Here is a 17,036-nt window from a genome sequence, read left to right as displayed (position 1 = left end):
TCTATTTTTATTTAAAAGGAAGCCAGGGGAGGCTTCCTTTTGTAAATTACATGTATATATAAATATCCCCGTCAATAACTTCTACTTCATACGTTTGAATACAACCATCATCAGGTTTTTGAACTTCACCTGTTAGTAGTGAAATTTTCCAATTATGTAGTGGACAAAAGACGAATTCTCCAGATACAATACCTTCCGCTAATGGCCCGTTTTTATGAGAACAACGATTTTCTACAGCTCGAATATCGCCATTTGAAAGGCGGAATAGGGCGATAGACATACCTTTCATTTGTACCTCTTTACCGATTTGAATAGGAAGGTCTTCTGCACGCATAACTTTTATTTTTTCTTTCGTTTGTATCATATAGATCACAGCTCCTTATTTCACAGTTTCTACTTCATACATCGCTTTTAATGATTTCGTTTCTAGTGCTTGTCCCCATGCTTCTTTATATGTGCCACGAGCTTTTTGGAAACGTTCATTTAACTTAGTGACCATATTTGCATCTTGCAGTATTTCCTTTATGTGATCGAAGCCTAATCGTTCTGTCCAGTAGGCAGTACGCTCTCCATAAATACCAGTTTCACGATAATATTGCATGTAAGCTGTAGCGATGCGAAGGACATCATCTTCAGTAGGGACAATCATTACAAAATCAGCTTCGCGTACTTCCGTACCACCATTTCCGCCAATATAAAGTTGGTATCCATTTTCGACACAAACAACGCCAAAATCTTTCGTCAGTACTTCCGCACAGTTACGCGGACAGCCCGTTACACCCATCTTTATTTTATGAGGTGTATCTACCATTTCTAATGATTGTTCAAGCAACATACCAAGTCCTAATGAATCTTTCGTACCGAAACGGCAGAAACGAGAGCCAACACATGATTTTACATTACGAAGAGATTTTGAATACGCATATCCAGAAGCCATATTTAATTCAGCCCATACGTTAGGTAAATCTTGTTTCTTAACACCGTATAAGCCAATTCGGCTCGCACCTGTAATTTTCACAAGTGGAACATCGTACTTTTTCGCAACTTCAGCAATTTTCATTAAATCATCTGCTGTTGTAACGCCTCCGTACATACGTGGAATAACAGAGAAGGTACCATCGTGCTGGATGTTACCATTCATTCTTTCATTCACGAAACGGGATGATTTATCATCTTCATATTCTTCTGGAATCGCCATACGTAAATAGTAGTTTAAAGCAGGACGACATTTCGAACATCCATCTTCATGTACAAAACCAAGAACGTTTCGTACTTCTTTTGGAGATTTTAAACCTTTCTCATGAATGGCCGCTACGACTTCATCACGTGATAAAGGTGTACATCCGCACATACCGGTAGACTGTGCAGAAGCATCAAAAGCATCTCCAAGTGTATGAGATAAAACTTGTTCTACAAGCGGACGACATTTACCACAAGACCCTGCGGCTTTCGTACAGGCTTTAACTTCTTCAAAAGTCTTTAACTCCTGTTCTAAAATGGCGTGAACGATTGTGCCTTTCGTAACACCATTACATCCGCAAATTGTGTCATCCGCACTCATAGTAGCAACGTCAAGTTCACATTCTTCACCAGCTTTGTGAAGAATGGAAGCTGGTGTATATTCTTGTATATCTTCTTCTTTCTTTAACATGCTAAAGAGGCGGGTACCGTCAGCTGTATCACCGTATAAAACGATACCGACGACTTTATTATCACGAATTAATATTTTTTTATAGGAACGTTTACATTCATTAAAGATGGATATTGCTTTCGTTTGATCATCTTCATAAATTTGGCCAGCAGAGAATAAATCACAACCAGCAACTTTTAAGTGTGTACCGACGATACTGCCCGAATATCCATCAGTTTGTAAATTTGTTATATGTTTTGCTAATATCGCACCTTGTTCATAAAGAGGAGCAACAAGTCCATATGCGATACCGTCATGCTCTGCACATTCTCCAACTGCATAAATGGACTCATCATTTGTTAGCATATAGTCATTGACTACAATACCGCGATTTACAATTAGACCAGCATCTTTTGCTATTTGCGTATTTGGCCGTATTCCGACAGCCATTACGATTAAATCACAATCTACAACTTCACCGTCTTCAAATTGAATGCCCTCAACATGGTCTGTACCAAGAATTTTTACAGTTTTCTTTTCCATTAAAAACTTCATGCCTTGTGCTTCTAAATCTTCACGCAGAAGAGCAGCTGCTTTCGTATCTAGTTGTTGCTCCATTAAGCTAGGCATTAAATGAACAACATGTACGTCCATTCCTAAATCAATTAGACCTCTTGCGGCTTCTAAACCGAGTAACCCGCCACCAATGACAACGGCCTTTTTCTTTTCTTTAGCGGTATCTATCATAAATTGTGTATCTTCAATAGTTCGAAATCCTGTTACACCAGAAAGTGCGGAACCTTCAACAGGTAAAATAAAAGCACTAGAACCTGTTGCGATAATGAGCTTGTCGTATGTAAGAGTATGCTTCTTTTCTGTAATAATAATTTTTTCTTCTCGGTTAATACTTTGAACTCTTTCATTCGTATACAAAGTTATTTCGTTTTCTTCATACCAACTGTATTCATTCATAATGATATCTTGTATATTTGTTTTGCCTTGTAAAACATGAGAGAGCATAATGCGGTTGTAGTTTGGATGCGGTTCATCTCCAAAAATAGTAATCTCATATGAATCACTATCATGTTTTAAGATTTCTTCCATACAGCGAATGCCAGCCATACCATTTCCGATCATAACTAAACGTTTTTTCATTTTCGTTTCCCCTTTTTATGTGAAATATTGAACAAAGGATTATATTTTTATTATAGAAAATCAAATAAGGGGGAGATGTGATATTTATCACATCTTTATAATGATTCACAAATTGTTAAAATTCGGTTTTATGTGAAGGGGATGTGAATATTTTTCGCGAAACGAAAAAGCAGGCCATAAGTATTTACACTCATGTCCTGCACTTGATTTATGCTTTCGTAATGGCACGCGGAAATAAAATATTATTTTCTAAATGAATATGCTCAAATAAATCAGACTCTAGCGCTTCGAGGCGTTGGTAAACAAGTCGATAAGTACCGCAAGCACCTTCTGGAGGAGTAAAGTCATTTGTCACTTTACGAAGTTCTTTTATAATATTTCCAGCATGATTGTGCTCATTTTCTAGTTCATTTACTACTTTACGTAACTTAGCATAGTTTTCATTAGTTGGATTTTGTTCAAATTCTAAAATTAATGGAAAATCTTCCATTTCTTCTTTAATTAAATGCTGTTCTAATTCCATTCTAAGTTCATGAAATAGCTCATGAATTTGAGCAAAATGAGGCTGACTTGCCCCATGAACACGTAATACTTTTGTCACATATGGACTTAACTGTGGTAATTCTTCATTTAAATAGCGGTGATGCTTATTTATGACATAATCAATCAATTCACGATAAGAAGCATTTTTCCAATCAATTTCCGATTCATTTAATCGTTTCGTATTATGATAAAGCGTATTTAACTCTGTAAGCACTTCAGTAGCTGATAAATTTCTTTCATGAATTGCATCAATAAGTGGCTTATTACCGCCACAACAAAAATCTATTCTATATGATTTAAAAAGATCACTAGCTTTCGGAAATTGTGTAACAATCTCACCAACAATTGAAGTTTCAGTAAATGTATGTTCCATATGAATGCCTCCATAAAATTTTAATGTAATATCTGAATTAAGAATAGCGATAAATTAAAATCTATGTAGTGATTGAAATCACTTATTCTGTGTCGTTTTTGAGAATAATAAGAAGAATGTTATTAAAATAAGGGGGAAAGTAATAAGTGGTAATATTTTACGTTAATAAAAAAGAAGCTTAGTAAAAGCTTCTTTTTTATTACTATTTTTCACATGCAATTCCATCGCCATCACGATCAAGATGAGAGCTATAACCTGGTTGCCCTTTATGTAAAGGAGCTTTCCCAGCTGCTCTAACTGCAGCACAATTTTTGTAGTATGCACTATCAGTATTACCATTAGCTGGTTGTGTTTGAGCTTGCTGTGCTTTTTGTTCTTCTTGTTGTTTACGAGCTTGTTCATCAGCCTGACGTTTTTGTTCTTCTTGTTGTTTACGAGCTTGTTCATCAGCCTGACGTTTTTCATCCTCTTGCTTACGAGCTTGTTCTTCGGCTAGACGCTTCTCATCTTCTTGCTTTTGAGTTTTTTCGTCCGCCTCTTTCTTTTCTAGCTCTTTTTTCTGTTCGCTATCTTTTGGCTCTTCATTATTAGAGGCAACTTTTGTACTAGTTGCTGTCGTTTTTTCAGAAGAAGGAGCTGAAATACCTAATAACACAACAAAAATGACAAATAATACAGCTGTAATAATAAATTGTTTTTTCGCTACACCTGTTTTCTTAATAACAGATAAGATTGCTAGAACAAGGAAGAATATAAATAGAATGAAACTTAAAGTAGAAAAAAACTCGACGACGGGGTGTTCCGATTTTGTTGTACCGGCCGTTATTAATATAATAGAAATCATAAAAAGAATAACGGTAGGACGTCCATATTGTTTTGCTTTTCCATTTTTCTTAAAGAATGAAATGATACATAAGATTAAAAGAATAAAAGCAATAAAAAATAAAGCTGCACCAATATTACTTAAAATCGACATTTTCATACCTCTATTTGTAAGATTCTTCTTATTGATTATATAGGAATTTATTGGATATTACACGTTTTGTATAAATTTAGAAAATTAATATTTTTAATAGACTCATAAACATTTATTTTATATATAAGGAAAAATGGATATATTTCCTATTACTTTTTGAAAGAGATTTCATAAATTATAGTATATCAATTGAAAGGAGGAGATTTGAATGGAATTTCAATTGTTGGTAACTTGTATATTACAAGAAGGTAATGCTTACTTTTTAGTAACGAAGGTAGATGATGTTATTACGTTAAAAGTACCGATTACTGCGGGAGTAGCAGGTTTATTTTTAGCTTTAGGTGTACCAAGATGTTCTTAATTTAAATCTATAGTAGAAGAGGAAGGGACATGCCTTCCTTTCCTACTATTACATAATATAATTATGTAAACTTAAATGTCATATTTGTGATAGCACGTTTGAAATGGACATGCATATACTATAATGTTTCATTGGATGTTAGCGGTGAAAGGTAGTTTTAATAAGTGCATCCAGTGATATTTTTAAGCTATGAAAATAAAAGAGGTGCTATTATATATGAAAAGAAAAACATTGGATATTCCAGTTACATTGCGAAGAGAGTGGTTTTTAATAGAGTTAGCTCATTTAACGAAAAAATATGGAATTGAAATTGCAACTAGTAAAATGGATGCTGCACCGTTTTTAAGAGATCAAGTTACGGAGTCAAAGATAGGGAAAGGGCTACAATACGATAAATATGATGATGAGTATATAATTGAAAATTAAAGGGTAACAACAAAATTAAATTAATTTATAACAAAATATAAAATAAAGCAAATTCTAAATATAGAATCTGCTTTATTATGAAATACTTGTAGTCAACTAGCCTCTTTCTAGTGTTTTTCCTACATATTTCTCTTGCGTTATTCCAAAAGAGTCACGAAGAATGCGAGCATAATCTTTAGATTCTATTGGTCGTTTATTTTTGGTGCCTTTAAAGGTTTCTGTATAATTTTTATTTGTTAATGATATGTGACCATAAGTAGTTAATTTACAAGTGATAGCTCCTTTATTAAAAGGAGATTCTTTATGCTCTACAATCACTTTTTGAATCTTATTCACTTTTTTCTCATCTATTGGATCTACAGTGAAAGCATAGCCTATTTTCCATTCGTTTGAAGGTTCAGATTGTAAGAAACTTGTAGATTCCCCGTTAGCTCCTTTTCTCATTTCTAAAATATGCGTACCTTTTCGAGTATTTCGCTTACGAATTCGATATTCTCCTGTTTGAGAGGAGATGACTTCTCCGTTAAAAGGGACTGGATGTAAAGGGAGATGAGATGCATAACCTGCATCCACAACATAATCTTTATCCTCATGACTTAATATGATAATGACATGACCATCATCGGGTTTCCATTTATTATCGTAAAGGTCATAAACAGTACCGGCTACTTTGTATACTTGAAACCCACAATCAATTAAAAAATAATACAATAGGGAGTTTAATTCATAACAAAGTCCACCTCGTTTTTGAATAAGTAACTTTTCTATTAAGTTATCTTTTGAGATATTTTTAATAGTACCAGCCATAATATCAAGATTTTCATAGGGGAGGATCATTCCCATTTTTAAGAGAATTTCATCTAAATCATCAAGTGTTATTTCTTTTGCAGGAATTTCTAAGCGTTTAAAAAACTCCTTTTGTAATTTGGTCATCATAAAGTATTCTCCTTTCTTTTTACAGAATTTTCTTCTGCTCACCGATAGGTTAGTACTTCTAAAAAGTTAATTCAAGTGTGCGGAAATTATCATAATATATGTTTCTGGAAATATGATTTTCTATTCGGAAATTTCAGTTTAATTTTTAATCGTAGGAAAGTCTTATAATACAAGCTCCTTTAAAATTAGTTTGTATTTAATGAAAAGAAAGTACATATCTTTATTATATTTTTAAATAACTAACTAGTAATAAAATGTTTTTTCACTAAAATTTTTTCAAGATTTGTATGCTTTATATAAACAATAATGATTTAAAAAATATCTGGGTGTAGCGAAGTTAACAATTATTGAGAAACTTTTTTGTCGTATTCTATCAAAAGGAAGAGGTAGAAACAAAGAGAATAACGAGAGTTAAGGAAGAGGGTATACAACTAGTAACCTTCTAAAAATAAAAGATTAGCTATTATTAAGGAAGGGAAAATATAAAATATTATAAAGAACACCTTCTTTCAAAAAAATAGGGGGAGTAATATGCGACTGATGAGAAGATGTGTGGCCTTACTAATTGTATTTTTTATCATGGCTCCAACGATTAGCACAAATGTACAGGCAGAAGTTGTAAAAGAGCTTGGAAAGGGGTTTCCTGATACAGAAGTATTCACACCTGGAGAATGGTTTTTAGGCCAAAAACCTGCTAATTATGATGAGAATAAACCGCCAATTCTCTTTGTACAAGGAAGAAATGGTAATGCTGATAGTTGGTATGGAAAGACAGTATATCATGATATAAATGATATGTATGATTATGCTTTAAAAGCAGGTTATCAAACAGTGTTTATACAATTGTATGATGCTGCAGGGAAAGGTTCGGCTAGTCAGTGGGATAACGGAAAATTGTTAGCACAAAAACTTGAAGAAATATATAATTATTTCGGTAAAAAAGTTAATATTGTAGCGCATAGTAAAGGTGGTATTGATACACAAGCCGCATTAGTTGAATATGGTGCGAATCGATTTGTTGGAGATGTTATTACACTTGCTACACCGCATCACGGCTCAAATTTAGCAGATTTGTCATATAGTTGGTGGGCAGGTTGGCTTGCTTCTATATTAGGTCAAAAAGATGATGGTACGTATTCGTTACAAATAGGTGAAATGGCAAAGTTTCGTTCAATAATAGATAACAACCCAGCAGCTAAATTAAACCGTTACTATACGGCTACTGGAACTAGCTGGGGGCCAACATTTTCTGCATTATCTATGGGCGGGTTATATTTATCATCGTACGGTTCAAATGATGGACTAGTAAATGAATGGAGTGCGAAGCTATCGTACGGTACACATTTATTTACAGATTCCAGATTTGATCATGACAATATAAGAAAAGGATCAGCTGTTTTTGCACGAATTGAACCATATTTACGTACGACAAATGTGGGATTACCAGCTTTAGTAGCATCCAGCACTAGTTCAAATGAAGATCTAGAACAATTAAATACAACTTCAAATCAAAATATTTTAGGAGGCGAATTACCACAAAATCAGTGGATAGAGCAAAGTATTTCTGTTGATAAAAAGGCTGAAGGAATCGTTTCTGTACTAACTGCTTCTTCTGATGTAGAAGTACAAATGGTATCTCCAAAAGGAAAAATCTATGCAAATAAAGATAGCGCTATAACTACTGGTGAAGGCGAATCTTTCTTTAATAGGGCGACAATTAGAACATTTAAGTTTGATAAATTGGAAGTAGGCGAATGGAAAATCAAAATGATGGCGAAGCAGTCGAAAGATGCATATTTAGTTGTAAGCGATTACAAGGATGACGCACCATTTGTTCTTCGAATGCCTACAAAAGTTAAAATAAATAAACCTGAGTATAAACTGAAAAAATCACCTGTAGCACCTGAAATGAAAGGGGATCTTTCCATAACAGTAAGAGTCGTTAATAAAGAAGGTAAGTTAGTCTCTGAATTTAATGAATTACAAAATGTTAATACGAATACATTTACAGGTGCTTTGAAAGATATAAAACAACCGGGAGTATACAACGTTACGATGGATATAAAAGGGATGAATAAAGAAGGAAAACCATATAATCGTACGATTGTTAAGTCGGTTTATGTAGAGAAATAAGGAAGAATAAATAAGTATAATAAAAAGTGCAGAAATCTTGTGTTAGAAAGAATTCTGCACTTTTTTATGTGGGGAGAGATAATAAAAGTTGAAAAAACTGTTATTCAATAAAAAAAGATGCTGAAATAGCATCTGAATGTGAAGAAATAATTTTAACTTAGTTTTGTAACTGTTAATTCAACTGAATTTATACCATTGTCACAAGTTACAATACTTTGACGATTAAAACCACTATTATTTCTAAGTTGAAGAGTTGAATTAGCAGGCACTGTAACAATTGTTTCGCCAACGAGTTGAAGACATTCGTTATTTGATGAAGTATTCATTTGAATAGCGAAGTCACCTTGACTATTAGCAAGTGGATTGTTATTTAAAAATATAGTTATGACTGGGATATGTGGAAATACAGGATTTAAAGTAGTATTAATACTGGAAATGAACGAAACTCTATAATCACCAGCTTGTCTAAAGTGTATAGTAGTAGGATTTAGTAAGGAAACACCTCCTGCTAAAGGTCCAACGTGATTAAATGGAAAAGGATCGCCAAAAGGAACAGTTATAAATTCAGTTTGCCAAAAAGTTCCGTATGCAGGACAGCTTCGTTTATGTGAATGGTCACATGAACATTTTTTATTTGAACTGGAAGAAGATTTGCATGAGCATTTTTTATACGAGTTTGAAGAATGATAGTATGAACCCAAAATATTACCTCCTATTCTTAATAAATTTAAACCACATAGTAGTTTATGAAGATGAATCACAATTGGCGTGTATGCTTGTACTATAAAAGGAAATAGATTTGGAATATAAAGTGGTCAAATGATGAAGTGTAGTATTTGGGTATTACCTGTAACACCTTTTGAAGATGATAAGGTTTATAATTTGATAGAAAAATAAATGGAATTTCTAAATAGATTGAAGTAACGAGGAAACGTTTATCCCGCTATTTTCCGAGCAGTAAGACTCCCATCTCAAAATTCAGCGAAAGCAAAGAAGTTAGGTGGGGGATGAATTAAACCCCCACTCATTAAAATTTCACTTTACTATATTTATTTAGTCTGACAAAACAGAAATATTACCTTTAGCTGTATGGATGTTATCATTTGGTGAAGTTATAATATTTAGCTATATTTATATTAGGTTATTCAGTTTATTTTTTATTTGCGTAGCTGAGCAGGAAAAAGTCAGAAAATATAGAATAATATACATATGAAGCATCGTTTGTTTTTGGTGTGAATAGTAATTAAAGATACGCTAAAATATTTAAAATTGTAACGAAAGAGAGATTAAATAATAGAGGGAGCAACTTACATGGAAAATATATTAAAGGTATCTTCAAAATCAAGCCCAAATTCAGTCGCAGGTGCAATAGCAGGAGTACTAAGAACAAGTGGTAATGTGGAAATTCAAGCGATTGGGGCTGGAGCTATAAATCAAGCGATTAAAGCAATTGCGATTGCAAGAGGGTTCGTCGCTCCAAGTGGTATTGACTTAGCTTTTGTTCCAGCGTTTCAAGAGATTTCTATCAATAATGAAGAAAGAACAGCGATTAAATTAATTGTAGGCCCTAGAAAGAAAAGGTCTTAGTAGAAGAGAGCGTTACTATAAGGGAAAAAGGCCAATAGACTTCCCAGGTTAGATACGCTATTTTATGTAACCGATCCTTGGGTGTGGACACGGCATTATACCGGACTCATGTCTGTTAATTTCTCCTTAAATTTAGCGCGTGTTCTAGATACTTAAAAATGCCAAATCCTTTGTGATATAAGGGATTTGGCATTTTTGATGTTTTTAAAAATAAACAACCTTAAAACTGCTCATTTAGAAGATTTAGTTTTAGTAGCGGCCATTGAACGTTTTTATAATAGTTTACCTGATAAATGGTCTTTCTAATTCTTGCAGCTATAGACTGTTCGTGTTGGTATCTATTCAAGTCAATTTTATTACGCTCCATAACCTTTGTTTTAATTTGATTCAGTGTTCCTGCTCCATCTAGTTCGGTTAATATTGCTATAATTTCATCTAGCCATGAAGTGCTGTTGGACATACATATACCTCCTAATAAAACATGTGTACTTATTTTTATTTTAATCTTTTAAATTTATATATTCATATATTGATTCAATAAAATTAGCAAAATATAAATCTATTGATAATATTATTAAAGCGTTGAATGAGAGCTTTATTCTTTCTGAGGATGAGCAAGAGGAAGATATGTATCAGGCTAATATTGATTCGGATTTTAGTAAAGTAAAGATTGCAGAAGAAGAGAAACCGGAAAATCGAAAAAAAACTAAAATGGAATCTGGTAGGGAAGTATGGCCTCGTGATCCGAAAAAAGCTAAACAAGCTATTAAACAGGCAGAATTTAAATGTGAAATAGATGACACACATGAAACATTTGTATCGGAAGCCAGCCGAAAAAATTATATGGAGGCCCATCATCTAATACCGTTAAGAATGCAACATGATTTTGAAAATAGTTTAGATGTTGTTGGAAATATAGTTAGTATATGTCCGAACTGTCATAGGTTGATTCATTATGGAAGAGACAAAGATAAGAAAAAAGTTTTAGAACTTCTCTTTGAACAAAGAAAAGATTCTTTGAAGAAGTTCGGTATTGAGGTATCTCTCAAAGAGCTATTTGGATACTATGGAATTCTAAAATAAGAATATTCATAGCTATAGTGAAGGTAGAATGTTTCATACTTAAACATAGCTATTATTGTGATGGAAATTTAAATTTCGTCTTTTGAAAGTATCAATAATTTGTATTATTTTTATAGGGTTATATATTTTTCTTTTGCTCTGCTGTATAGCAGAGCTCTTTTTTTTGTCGTACAAAAGCCACCTATATATGTGAAGTGCACCCCAATTGTTAGGCTGTGTCTAACAATTGGGGTGCACTTCAGTCCTGTCGGGCGGCTTCTTTTAATTTATATTCACCAATTCATCAAACTTAAACTTAGTATTCAAACCAAAGGCATCTGTACAATATATAGTTTTCGTCATCGGTTCAATATGTAATACATTTATGTACATGTCTTGCACCATTCCATCACGATAGTATGAGATATGTATTTCTTCTTCCTCGTGAAAAGATTGCATTAACGCTCTTTCTATTCGTTCCATAGTATCTTGTGTTAAAAAAGGTTTAGGTACTTTATATTGTTCCTCAAACATTCTATGTATTTCCTCGTATTGCTTCGGTATTGAAGCAAACGGATTCCATTTGACCATCTTATCAAGACTTTTTTTCGATTATTGTAACGATATTAATGCCTCTATCGTTGTACACATATCTTCATACATAATTCTCTTTATAATAGATTTCTATATTTTAAAGTTTGTTAAGCAATTATTACATTTTGATACACCTGGAAAATTAAGATACATATGTAAGCATTTTTAATACACTGGGATTTTATATGCCAACTTAAGTACCTTTACAGTGGTGTTTAAATACAATGGTATGAGTAGTTACCGTTGTATTTAAGTGTTCAATAAATATCAGAATAACGAAGGGGTTTGGCTGATGAAGGACAATATTAAAGGATTAATTGAATATGGCGAACGTATTCCACATTTTCATAAAGATTTCCCCATAATTTTATTTTGGAGTCACAGAAGTGGTTGCACTTCTCTGGCTAATTGGTTTTTCTTCCAAATTGGGTTATATGAGGAAGCAATGAAATATGCACCGTTCATTCATTACTATGAATCTGAAATATACAAAAATAAAGTTGATTACTACACAAATTTAGAAATGCAACTCTTGGAACTAAGTAAGGATACCATAAAACTTGTGCGCAACCCTTATAAAAGAGCTGTAAGCTCATTTTTAATACTTTATGACAACCCTTACGCCTCGAAACAATGGGAACAGATTAGAGAATATTTTTATAATGATAAAAATGAATCGAAAGGAATTTCATTTAAACAATTTTTATATTATGTAAAAGAAAAAGGGGCTAAATCCATTCAGTTAGATCAACATTTTTCACAACAATATATTGAGGGAGAAGAAAAGGTCATCAAACAAAATATAAAACTAGAGAATTTTAATACAATAATTCCGCAGCTGGAGAAAGACTATGGATTACTTTCTTCTGATATATCACTCCTTACAAACTCCAATCACCATAGGGCACATCAAATGATTCATAAAGGAAACTATGCAGATGAGGATATTACAAACCCACACTTCCCTTCATTACCAACCTATCGAAGTTTTTATGATGAAGAAGCTCTAAATCTTGTTTCAGAAATATTTACTGACGATTTTGAAGCATATGGATATAAGAAGAATGAAATTAATTTTTAACTAATATACCTATCACCCCACTATGTATAGGGTCTCTTTAAAAACTATAACCACTATGAAAAGCCAGCGGTATGGAAGGGGAATTATAATGAGCATTTCTATTATAATGATGGGTTTCATCATAGGGGGATTGGTTGGAGTAACAGGGATAGGCGGGGCCGCATTACTGACTCCATTTCTTCTAACATTAGGTATAAGTCCTTCTGTAGCTGTTGGAACGGATCTAGTATATAATTCTATCACTAAAATGTTTGGAATATCCCAACACTGGAAACAGAAAACCATCAATTTTAAACTAGTAAAATATCTAGCTATTGGAAGTTTGCCTAGTGCAATTATCGCAGTAATAATAATTCATTTCTTGCCAATTTTTCATGATAATCGAGAGGGAATTATAAAATATATATTAGGATATGTTTTAATCATTGCGGCAATTTCTATTTTTATAAAAACATTTTTCTATAATGAATCTACACAAAGTTTTTTTCAAAAACAGACTATGGTCAAAAAAAAGAATCTAACAATTCTTATCGGTGCAATACTCGGTTTTATCGTGGGACTTACTTCCGTTGGATCAGGCTCTTTATTTGCTATTGCAATGATATATTTATATCAACTGAAACCATCCGAATTAGTAGGCACAGATATTACACATGCTTTTTTATTAGTGACGGTTGCAAGCATACTAAATATGAATTTAGGAAACGTAGATTATCTTTTATTAATTCACTTACTCATTGGTTCTATCCCAGGTGTCATACTTGGTAGTAAATTCTCCACTAAGATTCCTGTTAAACCTCTTCAAATATTTTTAGCTATCATTATTGGTGTTAGTGGACTAAAGTTAGTTATCGCTTATTAAAAATATTTCATGTTTTGCTATATAAGAATGGAGGTTCAAAATGGATCATATAGAACTATATAATTTTATATACAAGCAAGGGCGTGTCCCTCATTTTCATAAAGATTTTCCCCTCATCTTGTTTTGGAGCCAAAAAAGCGGATGTACTTCGCTAGCCCACTGGTTTTTTTATCAAATTAATTTATTTAAAGAAGCGATAAAGTACAACCCGTTCATTCACAACTATGAGTATGAAGTATATAAGAACTCTACACATTATTTAGCACAATTAGCTAGTGGATTACAAACTAAAGAGAAGAAGACGTACAAACTAGTAAGAAATCCTTATAGAAGGGCAGTAAGTTCTTTTGTTGCTCTGGTCCCACCACCAAATATTGAGAATCCCGTATGGAAACCCATTCGGCAATTTCTGTATGGTGATGAAACTTGCAATAAACCCATTTCCTTTAAACTATTTTTGTATTACTTAAAAGCACACATGACAAAATTAGATCAAGTAGATCCTCACTTTACACAACAATATATACAAGGAGAAGAAGAATTTGTTACAAACTATATCCATCTAGAAAATTTTAACACAGGTATTTCGAAGCTAGAAGAGGTATATAAATTAAAAAAATCACCATTATATCTATTATCAAAATCATGGCATTATCAAGGGAGTAAGATGATTTACAAAGGAGTTTATGCAGACGCTGATATTACAACCCCTGTTTTTCCACGATTACCTACTTATGATAGTTTTTATGACGCAGAAACAATTCAGTTGGTTCAAGAGGTATTTGCAAAAGATTTTAATATGTATCATTATGATTTAAATTCTATTTCTTAAAATAAAAATGTTCAAAGCCTGCTTTATTAAGGGTGTTATTTTAAAACTGATAGGACGATATCCCATATTTATAAATTTTCATAAACCTTTCCTAAATCTTTTTTCAGTTGTGTTTTTAAGTGCTCATTTTCACTTTCTAATAGCTTGTTCTTATGTTTTAAAAGATTGAGCTTATTCTTTAAAGTTTCTATGATTACATCCTTAGAGGCATCCGATGTCCTTCTTTTTACATTCTTAAAATCATGTATGCCTTCTTGCTGTTGACGTAAGTCTTCAATCGTTTTTCTGACTAAGGGTTCTCTATATAAATATGCTTTTGAAACCTGTGCTTTTTCTGAAACTGAATTAAAATTAATTTTTTGTCCTTCTTTAACCATTAACTGTATTACTTCATTCACTCTATATTGTGTTTCCCTCTTTTTTTTAGAGGCATGATTCAATAACCCCGTTGTATTCGGATGTTTGTTAACCATCAATTTTTCTTTCCTCTCCTATATATTCTCGTTTATGTTTCGGCATACCGAAAATTCCAATTTCATTTTTCAATGAATCTCTAATTTCCTTATACTTATTAAGTTTTGGTTGAATCAATTCAATAGAACGAATACGACCGTTAGTTTGATACTTTATAATATCTTCTTCCATCTTTGATATCTGCGCATTATAGTAATCTAAAAATGTTGTATCTACATGAAAACTCCTACAATTATTTTTAATACAAGGGGTTTCTAACGAATAATCTAAGAATTCACAGCTAACCTTAGGACTCTTTATGCATAATCCATGATCCAAACGAATAGAGTCCATGTTATGGCGAATCCATTCTAGTTCCAAGCCGTTTTCTTCTGCCTGCTCAGGGAGACTGGCTTGTATTAATTCTCCAGTTGTGTCAATACGCACTGAGTTTTGAACTTTTTCCCATTCCCTACGAAGAGTGTTATCTGAAATTTTTGCATAAGTTAATGTCATTTCAGGACTAGTATGTGCCATTAACTTTTGTACATGAAGAATATTCATACCATTATTAATTAGATTGACCCCATATCTATGTCGAAAAGCATGGTTCTTAAATAGAAATATTTCTCCATTTTTATCAAGGATTTTATATTTTTCGGCTAGTTGATTTAATGCATAGGTAACCGATTTTTGTGAAAAGGCCATCCCTCTATTTTTTCCAGTAAGAACAGGGAACAAAAATTGATGTAAGTTGTTATGCTTCTTTTCATGATTGTTAATATATTCTTGTTGTATTTTAACGATTTCCACAATTTCTTCTGAAATAGGAACAATATGTTCTTTTACATTTACTTTTCGTTGATCTCCTACCAACCACCAACCATCTTGCTTATATGCTAGACAATTTAATTGTAGCTGACATACATCTGAGACTCTAAATCCTGTTGCTTCCATAATGACTATTAATCGTGCAATTTCCGAATCTAAATTATGTAGATTTTCCAACACTTGCTCCCATATAAAATCTGGCACATGTTTAACATGTTCGTGATAGTTTTTCTTTTCTCTTCGAGGAAAGTCTTCGGGAAATATTAATCTGTTAACAGGGGTTTTAGGTGCTTCTTTCCATTCAAAACTTTGCATATATTCAATTATTCTTCTGACATTTGAAAGGCACTCTATTACATGACGATTACTAGGAACACGATTTTTCGTATAACTCTTTCCTCCCATTTCACGATTTCTAACATAAAATAAAAAATCTTCAATGTCCTGTCTTTGTAGATTTTGTAAATCTATCCACTTTGGATACGTTTCTACAATGAAATCAAAAAACAAATACATTTTCTTTAAAATATTTTGGGCGGTTGCAAAGGTAATTTGTTGGTGTATAAGTAATGTTTGATTTACATACTTTTTAACTAATTCCCGAAAGGGAAATTTTATACTGGTGAAATTAAGAAATCTGTCTCTTCGAGACATATTATATGGAATCCCTAGTCTTTTTATATTCCATTTATCTTTTTGATGTTCAGGTCGTTCGTCATAATAATTAGAGAAAAAATCATATAAACTTTTACATACTCCAAGATAAGGTGAAATAAATTCTCCTCCACGATGATGGGGGTATTTTAACGGCTTATTATTTTCAGTTAGATATAATTTGTATTCATCTAATAATGTAGTGTAAGGAATATCAATTATCGATGTGACTTGAGGGAATTTCTCGACTAAAAATTTTGAAAGAAAGTACATTTTATAAAAATGCTTCTCCATAAAGCTGGATAAAAGCCAAATTTCATTAGTTAAAGAATAAAAAGAATAGTACTTTATCTCAAGTTTAATATATTCATTACTAATTTTATTGAAATCAACAATTTTTTTTGTTTCTTTAATTTTTCCTCTTCTATCTGGCAGGGGAAACTCTTCGATTTTCCATTCATCTAAAGCCCAATAACCTTTAAGGTCGTTCATAACTTTACGTTGTATTTTATTGGAATTAATAGCTACGATATTCATTTTCTCATTC

Annotated in this window: 18 protein-coding genes; 8 read left to right on the top strand and 10 right to left on the bottom strand. The window is 32.6% G+C overall.

The features are described from left to right. Positions 1–46: 46 nt before the first annotated feature. The 4 genes from nirD to QCI79_RS02160 form a co-directional block, all read right to left on the bottom strand. The gene (gene nirD / locus QCI79_RS02175; RefSeq protein ID WP_000616694.1) at positions 47–364 is read right to left on the bottom strand and encodes a nitrite reductase small subunit NirD; all 318 of its coding nucleotides are present in this window, start codon (positions 362–364) and stop codon (positions 47–49) included. 15 nt (positions 365–379) lie between these two features. Continuing rightward, positions 380–2,785 (bottom strand): NADPH-nitrite reductase large subunit, encoded by a 2,406-nt coding sequence (gene nirB / locus QCI79_RS02170; protein WP_000746917.1) that lies wholly within the window; start codon positions 2,783–2,785, stop codon positions 380–382. Positions 2,786–2,993: 208 nt separating this feature from the next. After that, positions 2,994–3,701, bottom strand: coding sequence for an iron-sulfur cluster repair di-iron protein (ric, locus tag QCI79_RS02165; protein ID WP_000401358.1), 708 nt, complete (start codon positions 3,699–3,701; stop codon positions 2,994–2,996). A gap of 202 nt (positions 3,702–3,903) precedes the next feature. Beyond that, positions 3,904–4,677 (bottom strand): excalibur calcium-binding domain-containing protein, encoded by a 774-nt coding sequence (locus QCI79_RS02160; RefSeq protein WP_021727821.1) that lies wholly within the window; start codon positions 4,675–4,677, stop codon positions 3,904–3,906. Between the two features lie 208 nt (positions 4,678–4,885). On the opposite strand from QCI79_RS02160, the gene exsG reads away from it, so the two are divergent. After that, positions 4,886–5,038 carry an exosporium protein ExsG gene (gene exsG / locus QCI79_RS02155; RefSeq protein WP_000395679.1) on the top strand — a complete coding sequence of 51 codons (153 nt, stop codon included), beginning with the start codon at positions 4,886–4,888 and terminating at the stop codon, positions 5,036–5,038. A 216-nt stretch (positions 5,039–5,254) separates the two neighbouring features. After that, a complete protein-coding gene (locus tag QCI79_RS02150) occupies positions 5,255–5,464 on the top strand; it encodes a hypothetical protein (protein WP_000824207.1) in 210 nt (69 codons plus the stop codon). Positions 5,465–5,560: 96 nt separating this feature from the next. On the opposite strand, the gene QCI79_RS02145 is transcribed toward QCI79_RS02150, so the two are convergent. Then, a complete protein-coding gene (locus tag QCI79_RS02145; RefSeq protein WP_000988430.1) occupies positions 5,561–6,400 on the bottom strand; it encodes an arylamine N-acetyltransferase family protein in 840 nt (279 codons plus the stop codon). Positions 6,401–6,931: 531 nt separating this feature from the next. Here QCI79_RS02145 and QCI79_RS02140 point away from each other — a divergent pair. Further along, positions 6,932–8,533, top strand: a complete 1,602-nt coding sequence (locus QCI79_RS02140; protein ID WP_021727820.1) for a lipase family alpha/beta hydrolase — start codon at positions 6,932–6,934, stop codon at positions 8,531–8,533. A gap of 152 nt (positions 8,534–8,685) precedes the next feature. On the opposite strand, the gene QCI79_RS02135 is transcribed toward QCI79_RS02140, so the two are convergent. Then, on the bottom strand, positions 8,686–9,234 hold the full coding sequence (locus tag QCI79_RS02135; protein WP_000536153.1) for a hypothetical protein: 549 nt from the start codon (positions 9,232–9,234) through the stop codon (positions 8,686–8,688). 610 nt (positions 9,235–9,844) lie between these two features. Here QCI79_RS02135 and QCI79_RS02130 point away from each other — a divergent pair. Beyond that, positions 9,845–10,120, top strand: coding sequence for a stage V sporulation protein S (locus QCI79_RS02130; RefSeq protein WP_000427801.1), 276 nt, complete (start codon positions 9,845–9,847; stop codon positions 10,118–10,120). 220 nt (positions 10,121–10,340) lie between these two features. On the opposite strand, the gene QCI79_RS02125 is transcribed toward QCI79_RS02130, so the two are convergent. Then, complete coding sequence (locus QCI79_RS02125; protein WP_000071989.1) at positions 10,341–10,580, bottom strand: hypothetical protein; 240 nt, start codon at positions 10,578–10,580, stop codon at positions 10,341–10,343. A gap of 167 nt (positions 10,581–10,747) precedes the next feature. Between QCI79_RS02125 and QCI79_RS02120 the strand changes: the two genes are divergently transcribed. Further along, positions 10,748–11,203 carry an HNH endonuclease gene (locus tag QCI79_RS02120; RefSeq protein ID WP_000283853.1) on the top strand — a complete coding sequence of 152 codons (456 nt, stop codon included), beginning with the start codon at positions 10,748–10,750 and terminating at the stop codon, positions 11,201–11,203. A gap of 261 nt (positions 11,204–11,464) precedes the next feature. Here the strand turns inward: QCI79_RS02120 and QCI79_RS02115 are convergent, their stop codons facing one another. Beyond that, positions 11,465–11,773, bottom strand: coding sequence for a YolD-like family protein (locus tag QCI79_RS02115; protein WP_003284113.1), 309 nt, complete (start codon positions 11,771–11,773; stop codon positions 11,465–11,467). A 295-nt stretch (positions 11,774–12,068) separates the two neighbouring features. Here QCI79_RS02115 and QCI79_RS02110 point away from each other — a divergent pair, with 295 nt between their 5' ends. The 3 genes from QCI79_RS02110 to QCI79_RS02100 all read left to right on the top strand — a co-directional run bounded on the left by QCI79_RS02110 (position 12,069) and on the right by QCI79_RS02100 (position 14,551). Further along, positions 12,069–12,857: a sulfotransferase family 2 domain-containing protein gene (locus tag QCI79_RS02110; RefSeq protein WP_023901125.1), complete on the top strand. Its 789-nt coding sequence runs from the start codon at positions 12,069–12,071 to the stop codon at positions 12,855–12,857. An 88-nt stretch (positions 12,858–12,945) separates the two neighbouring features. Continuing rightward, positions 12,946–13,719, top strand: a complete 774-nt coding sequence (locus tag QCI79_RS02105) for a sulfite exporter TauE/SafE family protein (RefSeq protein ID WP_021727857.1) — start codon at positions 12,946–12,948, stop codon at positions 13,717–13,719. Between the two features lie 40 nt (positions 13,720–13,759). Beyond that, complete coding sequence (locus QCI79_RS02100) at positions 13,760–14,551, top strand: sulfotransferase family 2 domain-containing protein (protein WP_023901124.1); 792 nt, start codon at positions 13,760–13,762, stop codon at positions 14,549–14,551. A 68-nt stretch (positions 14,552–14,619) separates the two neighbouring features. Here the strand turns inward: QCI79_RS02100 and QCI79_RS02095 are convergent, their stop codons facing one another. Both QCI79_RS02095 and QCI79_RS02090 read right to left on the bottom strand, forming a co-directional pair. Next, a complete protein-coding gene (locus tag QCI79_RS02095) occupies positions 14,620–15,024 on the bottom strand; it encodes a DUF6262 family protein (RefSeq protein ID WP_021727859.1) in 405 nt (134 codons plus the stop codon). Beyond that, positions 15,017–17,026 carry a tyrosine-type recombinase/integrase gene (locus tag QCI79_RS02090; protein WP_021727860.1) on the bottom strand — a complete coding sequence of 670 codons (2,010 nt, stop codon included), beginning with the start codon at positions 17,024–17,026 and terminating at the stop codon, positions 15,017–15,019. Before QCI79_RS02090 ends, QCI79_RS02095 begins: the two co-directional genes overlap by 8 nt. Positions 17,027–17,036: the final 10 nt, after the last annotated feature.

Source organism: Bacillus cereus group sp. MG1 (assembly GCF_040460035.1).
Classification (GTDB): domain Bacteria; phylum Bacillota; class Bacilli; order Bacillales; family Bacillaceae_G; genus Bacillus_A; species Bacillus_A cereus.
Note: the sequence above shows the minus strand (reverse complement) of the source record. Positions and strands in the feature narration are given on the sequence as shown.

Excerpts from the sequence above, each read along its gene's own strand:
- nirD (WP_000616694.1), bottom strand. The coding sequence starts at position 364 with ATGATACAAACGAAAGAAAAAATAAAAGTTATGCGTGCAGAAGACCTT.
- nirB (WP_000746917.1), bottom strand. The coding sequence starts at position 2,785 with ATGAAAAAACGTTTAGTTATGATCGGAAATGGTATGGCTGGCATTCGC.
- ric (WP_000401358.1), bottom strand. The coding sequence starts at position 3,701 with ATGGAACATACATTTACTGAAACTTCAATTGTTGGTGAGATTGTTACA.
- QCI79_RS02160 (WP_021727821.1), bottom strand. The coding sequence starts at position 4,677 with ATGTCGATTTTAAGTAATATTGGTGCAGCTTTATTTTTTATTGCTTTT.
- exsG (WP_000395679.1), top strand. The coding sequence starts at position 4,886 with ATGGAATTTCAATTGTTGGTAACTTGTATATTACAAGAAGGTAATGCT.
- QCI79_RS02150 (WP_000824207.1), top strand. The coding sequence starts at position 5,255 with ATGAAAAGAAAAACATTGGATATTCCAGTTACATTGCGAAGAGAGTGG.
- QCI79_RS02145 (WP_000988430.1), bottom strand. The coding sequence starts at position 6,400 with ATGATGACCAAATTACAAAAGGAGTTTTTTAAACGCTTAGAAATTCCT.
- QCI79_RS02140 (WP_021727820.1), top strand. The coding sequence starts at position 6,932 with ATGCGACTGATGAGAAGATGTGTGGCCTTACTAATTGTATTTTTTATC.
- QCI79_RS02130 (WP_000427801.1), top strand. The coding sequence starts at position 9,845 with ATGGAAAATATATTAAAGGTATCTTCAAAATCAAGCCCAAATTCAGTC.
- QCI79_RS02125 (WP_000071989.1), bottom strand. The coding sequence starts at position 10,580 with ATGTCCAACAGCACTTCATGGCTAGATGAAATTATAGCAATATTAACC.
- QCI79_RS02120 (WP_000283853.1), top strand. The coding sequence starts at position 10,748 with ATGTATCAGGCTAATATTGATTCGGATTTTAGTAAAGTAAAGATTGCA.
- QCI79_RS02115 (WP_003284113.1), bottom strand. The coding sequence starts at position 11,773 with ATGGTCAAATGGAATCCGTTTGCTTCAATACCGAAGCAATACGAGGAA.
- QCI79_RS02110 (WP_023901125.1), top strand. The coding sequence starts at position 12,069 with ATGAAGGACAATATTAAAGGATTAATTGAATATGGCGAACGTATTCCA.
- QCI79_RS02105 (WP_021727857.1), top strand. The coding sequence starts at position 12,946 with ATGAGCATTTCTATTATAATGATGGGTTTCATCATAGGGGGATTGGTT.
- QCI79_RS02100 (WP_023901124.1), top strand. The coding sequence starts at position 13,760 with ATGGATCATATAGAACTATATAATTTTATATACAAGCAAGGGCGTGTC.
- QCI79_RS02095 (WP_021727859.1), bottom strand. The coding sequence starts at position 15,024 with ATGGTTAACAAACATCCGAATACAACGGGGTTATTGAATCATGCCTCT.
- QCI79_RS02090 (WP_021727860.1), bottom strand. The coding sequence starts at position 17,026 with ATGAATATCGTAGCTATTAATTCCAATAAAATACAACGTAAAGTTATG.